This is a genomic window from Collinsella sp. AM17-1, from assembly GCF_003470665.1.
In the GTDB taxonomy this organism is placed as follows: Bacteria; Actinomycetota; Coriobacteriia; order Coriobacteriales; family Coriobacteriaceae; genus Collinsella.
The window spans coordinates 1-15,773 of record NZ_QRJZ01000008.1 but is presented as its reverse complement, the minus strand read 5'-3'; the positions used below and the strand labels follow the sequence as shown (position 1 = coordinate 15,773).

Annotated in this window: 12 protein-coding genes and 4 tRNA genes; 15 read left to right on the top strand and 1 reads right to left on the bottom strand. The window is 57.9% G+C overall.

Features of this window, described 5'->3' with window-relative positions; all coding sequences use genetic code 11:
- From DW195_RS05230 to DW195_RS05210, 5 genes are all read left to right on the top strand, one after another.
- Window positions 1-77 (top strand) — tRNA-Arg (locus DW195_RS05230).
- A 189-nt stretch (window positions 78-266) separates the two neighbouring features.
- A tRNA-Arg gene (locus tag DW195_RS05225) sits at window positions 267-343 on the top strand.
- Window positions 344-532: 189 nt separating this feature from the next.
- Window positions 533-609 (top strand) — tRNA-Arg (locus DW195_RS05220).
- A gap of 185 nt (window positions 610-794) precedes the next feature.
- Window positions 795-3,236: a lipopolysaccharide assembly protein LapB gene (locus DW195_RS05215; RefSeq protein WP_118206056.1), complete on the top strand. Its 2,442-nt coding sequence runs from the start codon at window positions 795-797 to the stop codon at window positions 3,234-3,236.
- Window positions 3,237-3,328: 92 nt separating this feature from the next.
- Window positions 3,329-3,419, top strand: a tRNA-Ser gene (locus tag DW195_RS05210).
- Window positions 3,420-3,740: 321 nt separating this feature from the next.
- On the opposite strand, the gene DW195_RS05205 is transcribed toward DW195_RS05210, so the two are convergent.
- A complete protein-coding gene (locus tag DW195_RS05205; protein ID WP_158567901.1) occupies window positions 3,741-5,081 on the bottom strand; it encodes a D-alanyl-D-alanine carboxypeptidase family protein in 1,341 nt (446 codons plus the stop codon).
- Between the two features lie 197 nt (window positions 5,082-5,278).
- On the opposite strand from DW195_RS05205, the gene DW195_RS05200 reads away from it, so the two are divergent.
- The 10 genes from DW195_RS05200 to htpG all read left to right on the top strand — a co-directional run bounded on the left by DW195_RS05200 (window position 5,279) and on the right by htpG (window position 15,465).
- Entirely contained in the window at window positions 5,279-5,974 is a 696-nt protein-coding gene (locus DW195_RS05200; protein ID WP_117637374.1) for a response regulator transcription factor, read from the top strand.
- 25 nt (window positions 5,975-5,999) lie between these two features.
- Entirely contained in the window at window positions 6,000-7,238 is a 1,239-nt protein-coding gene (locus DW195_RS05195) for a sensor histidine kinase KdpD (protein WP_118206054.1), read from the top strand.
- A gap of 103 nt (window positions 7,239-7,341) precedes the next feature.
- A complete protein-coding gene (gene pstB / locus DW195_RS05190) occupies window positions 7,342-8,217 on the top strand; it encodes a phosphate ABC transporter ATP-binding protein PstB (protein WP_199576314.1) in 876 nt (291 codons plus the stop codon).
- A gap of 64 nt (window positions 8,218-8,281) precedes the next feature.
- Window positions 8,282-9,010 (top strand): response regulator transcription factor, encoded by a 729-nt coding sequence (locus DW195_RS05185; protein ID WP_089572665.1) that lies wholly within the window; start codon window positions 8,282-8,284, stop codon window positions 9,008-9,010.
- Between the two features lie 3 nt (window positions 9,011-9,013).
- Window positions 9,014-10,438: a cell wall metabolism sensor histidine kinase WalK gene (locus tag DW195_RS05180; protein WP_117634258.1), complete on the top strand. Its 1,425-nt coding sequence runs from the start codon at window positions 9,014-9,016 to the stop codon at window positions 10,436-10,438.
- 195 nt (window positions 10,439-10,633) lie between these two features.
- On the top strand, window positions 10,634-11,290 hold the full coding sequence (locus DW195_RS05175; RefSeq protein ID WP_055250503.1) for a YveK family protein: 657 nt from the start codon (window positions 10,634-10,636) through the stop codon (window positions 11,288-11,290).
- 2 nt (window positions 11,291-11,292) lie between these two features.
- A complete protein-coding gene (locus DW195_RS05170; protein WP_117736214.1) occupies window positions 11,293-12,030 on the top strand; it encodes a CpsD/CapB family tyrosine-protein kinase in 738 nt (245 codons plus the stop codon).
- A gap of 17 nt (window positions 12,031-12,047) precedes the next feature.
- Window positions 12,048-12,698, top strand: a complete 651-nt coding sequence (locus DW195_RS05165) for a tyrosine-protein phosphatase (RefSeq protein ID WP_055250497.1) — start codon at window positions 12,048-12,050, stop codon at window positions 12,696-12,698.
- A 39-nt stretch (window positions 12,699-12,737) separates the two neighbouring features.
- Window positions 12,738-13,238: a GNAT family N-acetyltransferase gene (locus tag DW195_RS05160; protein WP_117790205.1), complete on the top strand. Its 501-nt coding sequence runs from the start codon at window positions 12,738-12,740 to the stop codon at window positions 13,236-13,238.
- Window positions 13,239-13,440: 202 nt separating this feature from the next.
- A complete protein-coding gene (htpG, locus tag DW195_RS05155; RefSeq protein WP_118206053.1) occupies window positions 13,441-15,465 on the top strand; it encodes a molecular chaperone HtpG in 2,025 nt (674 codons plus the stop codon).
- Window positions 15,466-15,773: the final 308 nt, after the last annotated feature.

The window sequence follows — 15,773 nt, the reverse complement described above, 5'->3', positions numbered from 1 at the left end:
GCGGCGTTACCTCAGCTGGATAGAGGGTCTGACTACGAATCAGAACGTCATAGGTTCGAATCCTATACGCCGCACCAACTGAACTTTAAAGCCTCCGGTAACGGAGGCTTTTCTTATATGTCGACATACTTGAGGAGTTGCTTTCGCCGTGTTTGAAAGTATCGATTCGATCGACTGCATCAAATGAGTAAAAATCAAATTCGATAACTTTTTTTGAAAAAATGCTTGACCATTATTCAGTCCATGTGCATAATAATCAACAAGTCGCGGCGTTACCTCAGCTGGATAGAGGGTCTGACTACGAATCAGAACGTCATAGGTTCGAATCCTATACGCCGCACCAACTGAACTTTAAAGCCTCCGGTAACGGAGGCTTTTCTTATATGTCGACATACTTGAGGAGTTGCTTTCGCCGTGTTTGAAAGTATCGATTCGATCGACTGCATCAAATGAGTAAAAATCAAATTCGATAACTTTTTTTGAAAAAATGCTTGACCATTATTCAGTCCATGTGCATAATAATCAACAAGTCGCGGCGTTACCTCAGCTGGATAGAGGGTCTGACTACGAATCAGAACGTCATAGGTTCGAATCCTATACGCCGCACCATTTGAGATTAAAGCTCCCGGCAACGGGGGCTTTTCTTTTACGTAAACACCGCATTGATTCGAACCTCGGTCGAGGCGCGGGCGTAAAGCGGACGATTTCCTGTCGACTCGTGTAAGATTCCGAGTAGATGTCGCGACTTATTCGCGACCACTCCTTCTCTCAACGACCGATCAGGGTGATACTTCGTGGCAGAGCGTCCGACATACAAGCTCAGGTTTCTCGATCCCAAGAAGCGCTTTCCGGCGATGCCCGAGCAGCCAGCGGGACGCTCATATGGCGTGGTCTGGAAACTCTTTGGCGAGGATCAGCATGAATCTTGCTATGTCGTCGAATTTGTTGGCAAAAGTCATGTGTCGCTTTTGGGCTACGTAAGCGTTTCGGGCGAGGTGTACAAGGTGGACCGCCCCGTTAGCGAGACTCCGCTGCCCAACGATCCCGACATGGAACTGGTCCTTGACGAGTCGGACTCCGGTATTGGTGAGATTGTGGTTCGGGGAGCCAACGGCACAATGCGCGCGTGCGCGCGAACCGTCGGCTCTCCCGAAGGCCCCATGCGCGAGCAGTCCGACCACGAGACATGGAATTCGACCCGCTCCCTTCCTTACGGCGAGTTCATGGCATCGATGTTCCTGCGCTACGTGATATTCGCTGACTCCGAAAATGCCATTGCGAGCACGGCGGACGCCGGCGGACTCGACGAGGGTATGCAAAATGTTATCGACAAGATCAAGCTCGTAAAGTTGCCCGAGCCGGTCGAGGTGTTTTTGGGCTTTAACACGGCACCGCTCCCTGATGCTATCGAGACGCTGCTTTACCGCGTTGACCATGCCGAGAATCCGAGCGGTATCGAGCGCTATGCCGCCGCCCTTATGAGTGAAATTGACTTGCCCCGCTTGCGCACCATCGCCGCCAAGTCCGAGATGAGCCTGGTTCGCATCGATCGCTCAAAGCTTTTCTATCTCAATTTTGATCGCAGCCTGCTGGACCAGGACGAGATTGACATGCTGCTTGCCATCGAGTGCCGTCTTAACCGTCTCTCCGGCATCCTTGAGCACATCGGGGCCGGATTGGTCCCTGCGGCATCCTCGCCGAGCCTTGAGGGCTGCGCGCTCTTTGATGCGTGGCATATCGCCAAGACGACCAACGATGTTCCCCGACTGCTCGATACGGCCTCGAGCGATAACCCGTGGGGCAAACCGGGTACGGTGGCTTGCCAGCCGGGCGGTGAGTGGGATGTGCGTACCCGCTTCGCGCGTATTGTCGAGGCACTTAACGTGGTCACGCGGCTCGACTATATCTATCGGGCAAACGTTGCCGAGGGGATCATGCTCGTTCGGTTTGGGCAGTCTGTCGTTGATGCTATGCCACAACGTGAATACGACGCTCAAGATGACGCCTGGCGCGAGTTGGACGAGGACACGCGCGCGATCTGGGCCGCGGAGCACGATGCGCGCGTGGCGCTCACGCTTGCGGCAGCGTGTTTTGCCGCGGGCACCTGCATCACGCGCTGCTATGTGCAGATTGCTGCTCCCGACAGTGAGCAGGGCGAGTGCGTTGTCGCAACGTATTTCTTTGGGCGCGCGGCCTATCTGGCCGATTGCGTGCCTGTCGCCAAGGATCTTGAGAGCATGGACATGGACGATATGCCGTGCAAGCGTGTGCTTGAGGCATATGAGTCAACCGCTCCGGAGACGATTGAACCTGCGGAGGTTCATGCTCGTCCGCGTGATGACCATCGCATGCTGCCGCCGGCGCTGCGCGATCTGCTGCTTGCCGATACGGCTGACGAGCTGGAGGTCATGGAAGAGGACGACGACCCATACGTGGCCCGTGTTGTTGAATTGCGCGAGCAGGCAAAAGTCGACCGTACAGGTGCTTTTGAAGGCTTTTCCCGTCTTGTCGAGGAGTTGGAGGCCAAGTGCGCCGTCGCCGAGCTTTTGGCGACAGGTCCGGTTCAAACGCAGTTTTGCGATAACCAGCTGGTGCGCATGGTGCTACCGGTGTTGGAAGAAGACCGCTCTGTGCGAATCCTTCGTGCGCCCGATGCGCTGTACTTTGCCCAGCACGAGATCTGCAGCTTTTACGCCGAGCAAGAGGACTTTGAACGAGCACTGCCCGAGGTGCGCCATCTTTACGATCTGGCGCGCTCGTCCATGCAGTCGCACTTTGCGCTCATCAACGTGCTTGCGCGTCTGGAGCGCTTTGACGAGATTATCGAGGTGGCGCGCCACGGCCTACGTATTGCCAGCGATCGTTCTGCAATCGGCTACCTGTTCTATCGCTTGGCGTTTGCCTATTGGAATTGCGATCAGCTCGACCTGGCGCTGGCTTGTTACCGTCTGGTGCCGCGCGGCGAGGAGTCGGGCAGCAGCGCGCTGGAAGAAATGCAGGGCCTTATGAACGAGATGGGCGTCAGCGGGCCTCCGACGTTCGAGGAAGCGGTCGAGACCATCCACAAGGCTGGACTAGAGCTGCCGCCAGTGTCCGCCGTGACGAATCAGCTGGCAGATGCCGCTGTGCAACTGGTCGACAACGGTTTCTTTTTCCTGGCGCGCGGTTGTATCTTCCAAATGTGGCGCACCATGGGCAACGACGAGCTCGGCTCCCTCAACCGCTCGCTGGGGTAGGCGAAGCTTTCAAGAAGGAAAGGCTGCTAGGCAATTAGAAAATTTCCTCTTGCCCATCCTTGGCTGTTTGGTTACTATAGAACGGCTGTTACGGAGAGCTGACCGAGAGGCCGAAGGTGCTCGCCTGCTAAGCGAGTATGCCCCAAAAGGGCATCTGGGGTTCGAATCCCCAGCTCTCCGCCAGTATGACTTGAAAGAAGGGTCCCATTTGGGGCCCTTTTTTGTGCGGAGAAAGGAGGCTGGGGATTCGAACCCGAGAGGGCACGGGCGTTAAGCAAACGCGAAAGCGTTTGTAGCCCGTGGGCGAAAAGCCGCCAGGTTTTGAAGCCGGAGGGCATGCGCAGCATGCCCGGACATCCCCAGCTCTCCGCCAGTAAGACTTTAAAGAAGGGTTCCGAAAGGGACCCTTTTTTAGTTGAACCACGTTAGCTGGGGATTCGAACCCTCAAAAAAGGAGGCATCCTTTCGGACGCCTCCTTTCAGTGGACTTATTATTCTTGCGCCCTACACCTCGGGCGCCTTGGCGACGGTCTCGCTTTCTGCCGTGAGTGGGCGGTTGTCGATGCGACGGCCCAAGCGATCGAGCTTCACGAGCAGCCATTCAATGGGATTCGGCCCTGCGCCTTCCTCGTCGGCAACCAGGTCCATGACGGCGATCTTGGTGCCGTCCTGCTTGAGCGTGACGCTGCCCACCTTGTCGCCCACATGCACCGTGCCCGAAAGATCGTCGTAGCTAACCTTTTCGGTCACCTCGCCGGCAAGGGAAAACACGGTCGCTTGCGCCGTGGGATCGGCGAGTGTGGCGTCGATCGTCTTATCCGTCCAGTCGGTTTGACCAATGCGCGCCATAAGCGGGTTGCCGTTGGCGGTCTTTTCCTGTGTGTTGGCGATTGCGACCGTCACCTTGTGACCGTAGTACCAATTGGCAAGGGTTGCGGTATCGGTAAAGCGCTGGTCGGTGGTGGTGGAGTTCAAAACGACGGTGTAGATCTCGTCGCCGTCGCGGTTGTAGGCGCTCGTAAAGCAATAGCCCGCGTCGTCGGTGGTGCCGGTCTTGCCACCGATGTTGCCATCTTGGCCCAGCAAATAGTTATGCGTGTCCATGGAATGCGAATGGTCGGTGCCGTCGGCGCCCGTGACCTCGATCCAGGAATCCTCGCTCGCTACGACCTCGCGGATCGTGTCGTTTTTCATGGCCTCCTGCATCATCAGCGCTACGTCATGTGCGGTTGAGTGCATGTCGCCGGCCCATTCATCAAAGTCCAGACCGTGTGGGTTCTCAAAGACCGTGCCGGTGCAGCCGAGCTTTTTGGCGCGCTCGTTCATGGCCTTCACAAAGGTTGCCTCGGCGTCTTTGGTCTTAGGGTCGATCTTCTTGCCCACATATTCGGCGAGCACGACGGCGGCGTCGTTGCCCGAGGGAATCATCAGGCCGCGCAGTGCCTGCTCCACGGTAAGCTCGTCACCTTCGAGCAAGCCGGCGGTCGAATTACCCACGGTGGCTGCGGCGTTGCTCACCGTGACCTTCTCGTCCATCTTGCAATTCTCGACGGTTAGGATTGCGGTCATGACCTTGGTGATCGAGGCGATTTTAACCTGCTCATCGGCGCCGCGCCCATAGTAGACGGTGCCGTCTTTGCCCATGACGAGCGCATTGGTCGCATCGATATCGGGCAGATTTTCGGCCGTGATGCCGCGCGCATCGGCGGTTTTGCCGCAAACATTGTCGGTCGTGAGTACTTGGGCGCCGGCGACGGTGGGCACGCCAGCGGCAAGGGCGATAGCGCAGACAAAGCCGGCGGCAAGCTGAGCAGAGCGCTTTGCAAAAGAGGTGAGGGACTTCACAGATTTCGCTTTCGACGGGATGGTCTCTTCTGGAACTAGAGTATATCGTTTGCCGGTGTCGGCGATCATCGCGTGCGTGCGTGGCCCACATCCGCGCCCGAACGGGCACAAGGGTGCTTAAGGCCGACTTAATCACCCACGCTTGTTGTGTGTGGCATGCGCCCCCTCGGGCATAATGGAGCGCGAGAGGAGCACGCATGAACGAGCGCATTTTGGTAGTTGATGACGAAAAGGCCATCGCCGACTTGGTTGGTATCTACCTTACAAAAGAAGGCTTTGACGTACAGGTCGCCTATAGCGGGGCCGATGCTGCCAAGGCAATCTTGGAGCAGGAGTTCGATCTTGCGCTGCTGGATGTCATGCTGCCCGATATCGATGGGCTTGAGTTGCTGCGTACGATCCGTTCCAGCCATACCTATCCCGTGATCATGCTGACGGCGCGCGATGCCCAGCAAGACAAGATCGAGGGCCTTTCGCTTGGCGCGGACGATTACGTGGTTAAGCCGTTCCGTCCGCTTGAGCTCATCGCGCGCGTGCATGCTCAGCTTCGCCGCTACACCAGCTACGGTAGCCGCGCGCAGGTGGCCGAGTCGCCGATCATCCAGCTCGACGGCCTGGAGATCAACCGCGATGCTCGTTCCGTAATGGTGGACGGTGCGCCGGTGCGCCTCACGCCCATCGAGTATTCCATCTTGCTGTATCTGGTCGAGCATCGCGGCAGTGTGGTGGCCGTGGAGGATCTGTTCCGCGCGGTGTGGAACGAGGATTTTATGCCCGGCTCCAACAATACGGTGATGGTGCACATTCGCCACCTGCGCGAAAAGATCGGTGACGACGCTCAAAAGCCGCGCTTTATCAAAAACGTCTGGGGCGTCGGCTACATAATCGAATAACGCCTTTGATGGTGGGGAAGTGGATATGACAAAAGACGATAGGCAGGCATTCGAGGTGCCCGATCGACTCTTTGAATACGTGAGGTCGGTCGTCGACAACCGCGCGCTTGCAACGGTGCTGCTCTTTTTGCTGAGCCTGCTGCTGATTGGCATCGATAACATCGCTGGAATCTTGGCGGTGCTGCTTGTCGGCTTTTTGCTGATCGATCGATTTGAAATCGTACGCCGCTGCGTGGTGATTGGCGGTGCCGCGTGGGCCATGACGTTGGCGATTGGCGCCATGGCACTCGGCGGCATCGAAGGGCCGGTGCTGTTCGATGCCGGCTTTGTATTCAACATGCTTGGCTTTGTGCTGGCGCTTGCCGTGTGCGTGCTGTTCTTTTGCGGCCGCGCCCTGTACTACCAGGGCTATGAGCAGGGCGAGCAGCATGCCGATTGTGTGCTGGCCGCTCGTATTCAAGATCGCCTGATCGATCACCCCGACACCTGGGACAACATCGACGGCGACTTCCTGGAGGTCGAGGGCGCACTCAACCGTGTGCGCGATCGCGAGCGCAGGGTGCAGCAGGCCTTGCGTGACGAGTCTCATCGCAAGGACGACCTGGTCACGTACTTGGCACATGACCTACGCACCCCGCTTGCCAGTGTGGTGGGCTATCTTTCGCTGCTTCAAGAGGCTCCTGAGCTGCCGGTTGAGCAACGTGCGCACTTTACGGGCGTGGCGCTCGACAAGGCGCACCGGCTCGATGCGCTCATCGAAGAGTTCTTCGATATCACGCGCTTTGACTTCCACGATATCGTGCTCACGCGCGGCTATGTTGATCTGGGGTTGCTGCTGGCTCAGGTGGCTGACGAGTTCTATCCCATCCTCAACGAGCAGCATAAGGAAGCCCAGGTTGATATTCGCGAGGACCTGACGGTGCTCGTGGATGGCGATAAGATGGCCCGCGTGTTTAACAACATCATGAAAAACGCCGTCGCCTATAGCTATGAGGGCTCGACTATCACGATTGAGGCCAGGCGCCAAGACGATGGCGGCGTGCGCGTGCGCTTTATCAATCAGGGCGATCCTATCCCTGCGGCTAAGCTCAAGGTGATCTTTGAGAAGTTCTATCGCCTGGATGCGGCGCGTGCGACCAATCGCGGTGGTGCCGGTTTGGGCCTTGCTATTGCCAAGGAGATCATCGCGGCACACGGCGGTACCGTTGCAAGTGAATCGACGCCCGAACACACGATATTCACCATCGAGCTGCCCGCCGCATAGCTAGCGTGCCCTTACAAACACTTGACAATGTGCTCACGTGCGTATGAGCCGCGATTCCTACTATTGATACTGCTGAATTGATATCGATATGGAGGTGTGCGGTATGACGGCTGCTGCGGCTGCGGAGCCCACGGAGCTTGAAGAACTCATGGAAGCGCAGGCCGAGGCCGCGCATGAGCGCGAGGTTGGGGATGCGACTCGCCCCACGGCAGAGGATCTTGCCGCCTCGCCGACGCGCATCGATGTCGAGGGCATCGACCTGTTCTATGGCGACCACCATGCGCTCAAGGACGTGAATATCAAGATCCGCGACAAGCAGATCACCTCGTTCATCGGGCCTTCGGGCTGCGGAAAGTCCACGTTGCTGCGCTGCTTTAACCGCATGAACGACGGCATCAAGGATTGCCGCATCGAGGGCAAGATTGCGCTCGATGGTCAAGATATCCTGGGCGATTGCGACATCTGCCGTTTGCGCCAGCGCGTGGGCATGGTGTTCCAACGCCCCAACCCATTTCCCATGAGCATCTACGACAACGTCGCCTACGGTCCTCGCGGTATGGGTGTGCGCGACCGCGCCGTGCTCGATGAGCTGGTCGAGGACTCCCTGCGTCGCGCTGCCCTGTGGGACGAGGTCAAGGACAAGCTCAAAGAGTCGGGCCTGGGTCTTTCGGGTGGACAGCAGCAGCGCCTGTGCATCGCCCGCGCACTTGCCGTGCAGCCCGACATTCTGCTGATGGACGAGCCGACTTCGGCACTCGACCCTGTGTCGACGTTGGTGGTGGAGCAGTTGGCCTGCGAGCTCAAGGAGACCTGCACGCTGGTGGTCGTGACGCACAACATGCAGCAGGCCGCGCGTATTTCCGATTCGGTTGCGTTCTTTTTGCTGGGTGAGCTGGTGGAGCACGCGCCCACCGCGCAACTCTTCAAGAATCCGTCCGATCCGCGCACCGCGGATTATTTGACGGGGCGTTTTGGCTGACGCTGTCTTTTACAGGTGCCTTTAGGGTTAAGATGCGGTCATATCGGCCGCAAAGGGGTTCAACATGATCTATTACGTCGAGGACGATGACAACATCAGGGATTTGACAGTCTACGCGCTGCGCAAGCAGGGAATCGAGGCCGAGGGCTTTTCGTGTGATGGCGAGTTTAAAGCTGCCGTGGCGCGACGGGTGCCCGATGCTGTGCTGCTCGATATCATGCTGCCCGACACCGATGGCTTGGCGATTATGCGTCGCCTGCGTGCCGATCGCCTGACGGCGACGGTGCCCATCATGATGCTTACCGCCAAGGACACCGAACTCGACAAGGTGATGGCGCTCGATGGCGGTGCCGACGATTACCTGACTAAGCCGTTTTCGCTCATGGAGCTTGCGAGCCGCTGCCGCGCACTGCTGCGTCGCGGCGGCATGGTCAAGCAGGCGAGCGATGTGCTCAGCGTGGGCGACATCGTGCTTTCGCCTAGCCATCGCGAGGTGACCGTTGCCGGCGAGCCGCTTAAGCTCACCCTGCGCGAGTTCGACCTGCTCGAGTACCTCATGCGCAAGCCCGGCGTGGTCTTTACCCGCGAGTCGTTGCTGCAGAGCGTGTGGGGCTGGGACTTCGACGGCGGTTCGCGCACCGTTGACGTGCACGTGCAGACGCTTCGCCAAAAACTGGGCGAGCATGCCAGCGCCATCGAGACCGTGCGCGGCGTGGGTTATCGCCTGGCCGAGCCTTCTGCCGGTGATGGTGCCGAAGGCGACGACACCGCGGCCACCGCATCGGAGGAGTAACCCGTGGTCTTCGCCCCCCAGGGAAAACATACGCTGTCGCACCGCGTTTTTGTGACGATCTTTGTCTGCGCCATGGCGGTTATCGTGGCGTTTACGGTGCTGGGTGCGTTCTTTGTGCAAAACACTTTGGCGGATGCCACGAGTGCCAATCTGGCGCAGGAAACCGAGCTCATTGCTGCCGCCCTCGACGAGCAGCAGGAGCCCATTCCGTTCTTGCGAAGCCTCGATCGCGAGGATCTTCGTATCACGCTGATCAATAAGGACGGATCTGTTGCCTACGACAACGAGGCGTCGCCTTCCACACTGCCCAACCATGGCGATCGCCCCGAGGTCATCGAGGCCTTTGAGAGTGGTTCGGGTTCCGCGGAGCGCGCAAGCTCTACACTCGACGAGATTATGCTGTATCGCGCCGTCACCCTTGATAACGGCCAGGTCGTTCGCTTGGCGCAGGCCCAGCCTGGCGTTGCGGCGATTTTGCTGTCGATGCTGGCGCCGATGCTGCTTATCGCAGCAGCGGGTGCAGTACTCTCGTTTTTTATGGCGCGCCGTGAGTCCCGTGCCATCATCGCGCCGTTGCAAGAGGTGGATTTGGATCACCCACGCCGTAGCTATGAGCACGCCTATGCCGAGATGGTCCCCATGCTTGAGCGCATCGAGTCGCAGCGCCAGGAACTCAAGCGCCAAATGGCGGTGCTAGCGGACAACGACCGTATGCGCCGCGAGTTCACGGCGAATATCACCCATGAGCTCAAGACGCCGCTTACGGCGATTTCGGGCTATGCCGAGCTCATCGCAAATGGCATGGTCGAGGGCGAGGACGACCTGCGCAACTTTGGCGGTCGCATCTATCGTGAGGCGGGCCGCTTGGCAGCGCTTGTCAACGACATCCTTACGCTGTCTAACTTGGACGAGGCCGAACGTGCAACTGAAGGCGAGGCAGTGCCCATTGGGTCCACGGAGCCTATTGAGCTCTCGCGTGCGATCTACGCGGTTGAGCAGCGTCTTGAACAGGTTGCCCGTCAGGCGAATGTGACGATAAGTCATGAGACCAAGCCTGTGGTCATCGAAGGCGTGTCGCGCTTGGTCGACGAGCTCATCTATAATCTGGCAAGCAACGCCATCCGCTACAATCGGCCCGGCGGTACGGTTACGCTGCAGTGCGGCACCAACGACGAAGGCCATCCGTTCCTCGCTGTCGCCGACACGGGAATCGGTATCGCGCCTGAAGAACAGGGCAAGGTATTTGAGCGGTTCTATCGCGTGGACAAGAGTAGGTCCAAGGCACGCGGCGGAACCGGCCTGGGGCTTGCCATTGTCAAGCATGCGGCCCTGTATCATCACGCCACGCTTGATCTGTCGAGCGAGTTGGGCGTGGGAACCACCATTACGGTGACGTTTCCCATACAGCAGGACGAGCCATTCGCATAGCGATACAACACAGATATTGATGTAGACGCCGCATTTGACTTTCGGGTGCGGCGTTGTTGTGCAATTTTACGATTGCTTCCGACATTTTTACAGGAGAGCCTGTTTCTTATGTATAGAGTTTGGTCTCGGTAAAAAGATGCGATAACATACGGACAGTTTTGTCAATCCGAACTGGGGAAATGAAAGGCAAGCTGCATGACCCTTCTCGAACTGTTCCAGCTGCTGAAGAAGCACCTCAAGCTGGTCATCACCCTTCCGGTGGTCTGCGCGATCGCCATGGGCATCGTGTCCTTCGTTGCGATGGACAACACCTATACCGCGACGACGAGCATGTACATTCTCGCCAAGACCGACGATAGCGGTCAGATGAGCTACAACGATCTCTCGGCGAGCCAGATGCTTTCCAACGATATCGCCACGCTGCTGGATAGCGATAGCGTTAAGAGCGGCGCCGCCAAAGAACTGGGCCTCACCGATTTGGATGACTACAAGGTGTCTGTTTCCTCCGAGACCACCACGCGTGTCATTACGCTTTCGGTTACCGGCACCGATGCCAAGGAGACGGCTGAGGTCGCAAAGGCCATTGCCAGCTCGGTGAGTACGGTCGCTCAGAACGTCGGCGCTGCCCAGAGCATCAACGTTATCGACGAGGCTAAGACCCCCGAAGCCCCCAGCGGCCCCAAGCGCACGCTGTATATTGCCGTCGCGTTCCTCGCCGGTATCTTTATCGCAGTTGCCTATGTCGTTTTGGCAGACATGCTCAATACCCGCATCCGCGGTGCCGAAGAGGCAGAAGAGCTCCTGGGTATTCCCGTTGTTGGCCGAATTCCGGCTATGAAAGGTGGTAAATAGGCATGGCTAAGGCAAAGAACACCGATAAGCTCGTTGTGCAGAATGCCGCCAAGACCCTTCTGGCCAACATCCGCTTTGCGAGCGTGGACGACCCCATTCGCACCATCACCGTTACCTCCTCGATTCCCAACGAGGGCAAGTCTACGGTTTCCATTAATCTTGCTCAGGCAATCGCCACGAGCGGCAAGAGTGTCCTGCTGGTCGAGGCTGATATGCGTCGCAGGTCCCTTGCCGATATGCTCGGCGTCCGCTCCCGCGGCGGACTCTATGCAGTCCTGTCCGAGCAGGTTTCTATCGACCAGGCGATTGTCGAGACAGGTCAGAAGAATTTCTACTTCCTCGATGCTGAGCCGCATATTCCCAATCCTGCCGACATCATCGTCTCCCATCGCTTTGCCAAGCTGGTCAAGGCACTGTCTGCTAAGTTCCAGTACGTCATCTTCGATGCTCCTCCGGTCGGCACCTTCATCGATGCTGCCGAGATTGCCAGCCTGACCGACGGCGCGCTGTTCGTGGTGCGCGAGGACTTTACCAAGCGCGAAGAGGCGCTCAACGCTATCGCCCAGCTTAAGAAGTCCGAGAAGGTCAAGCTCATCGGTACCGTCATGAATTACTGTGAGACCGAGACCAGCGAGTACTATTATTCTTACTACACCAAGGACGGTAAGAAGGTTAAGAAGGGCTCCGACGATCAGGGCACTTCCAAAAAGGGCATCTTCACCAACCGAGCAAACGTTTAGTTGATTAAGGCTGACCTATGCGTGACATTCATTGCCATATCTTGCCGGGTGTAGACGACGGCGCCGCCGATCTCGAAGAGAGCTTGGCGATGCTCGAGGCTGCCAAGCGGGCCGGTGTAACCAGAATCGTTTGCACTCCTCACTGCCGTGATCCCTATTTTGATTACGACAAGATGTGGGATGCCTTTGAGCTGCTGCGCGATAACGCTGACGGTTTTCCGCTCCAGATGGGCTTCGAGGTCAACCATCGAAAGCTCGTTGAGCTTGGTATCGATGCCGCGGATCACTTGCATTTCGATGGGACCAACGAGTTTCTGCTCGAGCTTTCGACGCATGCCGATGCGTATGCGTTTAGAGAGTACGAGAACACGATTTACGATTTGCAGTGCCGTGGCTATCAGGTGATCATCGCTCATCCTGAGCGCTATCGTGCGGTTCAAAAGGATGTAAGCGTGGCGGAGCGCCTGGTCGATATGGGCTGCAAGCTGCAGGCTTCGGCGGACTTTATTGCCGGCGGTCGCTTTGGTCGCGAGAAAAAGCCGGCACAGCGCCTGTTCGATCAGAACCTGTACAGCTTCATCGCGAGCGATGCCCATAACGTGGGTCATTACGACTGTCTGGCGAAGGCTCGCGCGAAGTTTAGCGTGCGCGGAGCTCATTTTCGCTAAAATCTGTCCCTAACGTTCGCGTTGAATGAAAGGGCAGCTATGGATATCCAACTTAAGACGGGATGCTTTGACGACGCGGCGTTGGTGCGCCGCGTCGTTTTTATGGACGAGCAGGGCTACGAGAATGAGTTCGACGCTATCGACGAGGATCCGAACTGCATTCATGTGACACTCTATGTAGACGGCGAGCTTGCCGGCTGCTCGCGCGTGTTTCCCGAGGAACTGGAGTACGCGGCAGATGCCGAAGCCCCAGTTTTGCCGGCGTGCGACTTGGACGAAGGCGTCGCGGCGGGGGAGACCTACATTATGGGGCGCGTGGCCGTGCTGCCGAGCATGCGCCGTCGCGGTTTGGCGAGCAAGATTGTCGAGGCCAGTGATACGTGCGCGCGTGATGCCGGCTCCAAGCTCATTAAGCTGCACGCGCAGGAATACGTGCTACCACTCTATGCCAAGGCGGGTTACACGCAGATTGCCCCGGTGGACTACGAAGACGAGGGCCAGCCCCATGTTTGGATGGCCAAGCGCGTAGATGGCAGATAGGGACGTTCCTTTCCTGCCGGCAGTCGGGGACACTCCTTGGCAATTGGTGCATCAGAGCGTTTGGACATACAGTTTTTCGATTCCGTATGTATATATGCGCGCTAATGGGTTATAAAATCTAAGTCTGAACATAGCAGGTCTGCAATGCGGCTCGGGCAACTGGGCCGTTTTTGCGGACGGGGGTAGCGCGAAAGGACTGCACATGCGTCAATTTAAGACCGAGAGCAAAAAACTGCTCGACCTCATGATCAACTCCATCTACACCAATAAGGAAATCTTCCTGCGCGAGCTTATCTCCAACGCGAGCGATGCCGTCGACAAGCTCAACTTTAAGAGCCTGCAGGATCCGAGTGTCAAGCTCGACCAGGGCGACCTGGCCATCCGTGTTTCCTTTGATAAAGATGCCCGTACCATCACCATTTCGGATAACGGTATCGGCATGACCGCCGAGGAGCTCGAGCGCAATCTGGGCACCATCGCCCATTCCGGCTCCGAGGAGTTTAAGACTGAGAACGCCGAGCAGCAGGGTTCCGATGTCGACATCATCGGTCAGTTTGGCGTGGGCTTCTACTCTGCCTTTATGGTTGCCAGCCACGTAAAGGTTGTCAGCCGCGCCTATGGCGAGGACACCGCTCACGTGTGGGAGTCTGATGGTCTTGAGGGTTACACCATCGAAGACGGCGAGCGCGCCGAGCACGGCACCGATGTCATCCTGACGCTGCGCGAGAACGAGAAGCTCGACGCCGACGGCGAGGCCGAGACCTACGATCGCTTCCTGACCGAGTGGGGCCTCAAGAGCCTGATTCAGCAGTACAGCAACTATGTGCGCTACCCGATTCAGATGATGGTGAGCAAGAGTCGCCAGAAACCCAAGCCCGAGGACGCCGGCGACGACTACAAGCCCGAGTACGAGGACTACCAGGAGCTCGAGACCATCAACTCCATGACGCCGATTTGGAAAAAGCGCAGCTCCGACGTTGAGCAGAAGGATTACAACGAGTTCTACAAGTCCACGTTCCACGACTTTGACGATCCCGCGCGCACTATCAGCTTCCATGCCGAGGGTACGCTTGAGTACGATGCGCTGCTGTTTGTGCCGGGTCGCGCCCCGTTCGATCTGTACAGCAAGGACTACGAGAAGGGCCTGGCGCTCTACAGTTCCAACGTGCTGATTATGGAGAAGTGCGACGACTTGCTGCCCGACTACTACAACTTTGTGCGCGGTGTCGTGGACTCTGCCGACGTGACGCTCAATATTTCGCGTGAGACGCTGCAACAGAACCGTCAGCTCAAGGCCATTGCCAAGCGTGTCGAGAAGAAGATCACTGCCGATCTTGAGGACATGCGCGACAACGACCGCGAGGCCTACGAGAAGTTCTTTGAGAACTTTGGCCGCGGCCTTAAGTACGGCATCTACTCGAGCTATGGCATGAAGGCCGATGAGCTCGCCGACCTGCTACTGTTCTGGTCTGCCAAGGAGCAGAAGATGATTACCCTGGCCGAGTATGCCAAGGGCATGCCCGAGGATCAGAAGGCCATCTACTACGCCGCCGGCGACTCGCGTGAGCGCTTGGCCAAGATGCCCGTGGTAAAGGGCGTGCTCGAGCGCGGCTATGACGTGCTGTTGCTGACGCAGGATGTGGATGAGTTTACGTTCCAGGCTATGCGTGAGTACGTTGCCGCCGATATGCCTAAGATCTACGAAGACGACGCTGCCCGCGAGGCTGCCGAGAAGGCCGTTGCCGACGGTGCCGAGCCCGAGGTCGAGGATCGTCACCTGGAGCTCAAGAACGTCGCGACTGGCGATCTTGATCTGGCGACCGAGGACGAGAAGAAGGAGGCCGAGGACGCCACCAAGGAAAACGAGGACCTCTTTAGCGCTATGAAGGAGGCGCTCGGTGACAAGGTCGAGAAAGTTGCCGTCTCCGCGCGCCTGACCGATGCCCCCGCTTGCATCACCACCGAGGGTCCGCTTTCGCTCGAGATGGAGAAGGTGCTCCAGAAGGGGCCCGAGGGCGCGCCCAACGGCATGCCCAAGAGCCAGCGCGTGCTCGAGCTCAACGCCAAGCACCCGGTCTTTGACAAGCTTGTCGCTGCCCAGAAGGCAGGCGACGCCGATAAGATCAAGCAGTACTCCGGCTTGCTCTACGATCAGGCCCTGCTGGTCGAGGGCATCCTCCCCGAGGACCCCGTTGCCTTCGCAGCAGCTGTCTGCGAGCTTATGTAGTTTGGTAGTTACGCGGTTCTACGAACCGCGTAACTACTCGACGCTGCAAGCCCGCCAGGGCGGCAATCTGCCTTTCAGCTTCGGCGGCATGACCAGAAGGTCAATGCCGCCTTGTTTCAAGGCACCTTGCTCGCTCTGGCGGGCTTTCGCTGTCATTGCCAGCACATCGGCGTTGCCGGGCCGGCACTTGGGGACATTCCTTTTCTGTCGGCACTTGTAGTCATTGGGGACGTTCTTAAACGACTAGTCGTTTAAGAACGTCCATTACAGTCGAAATTGTCAGCCCGGGACCGTCTCGGGCTACGATT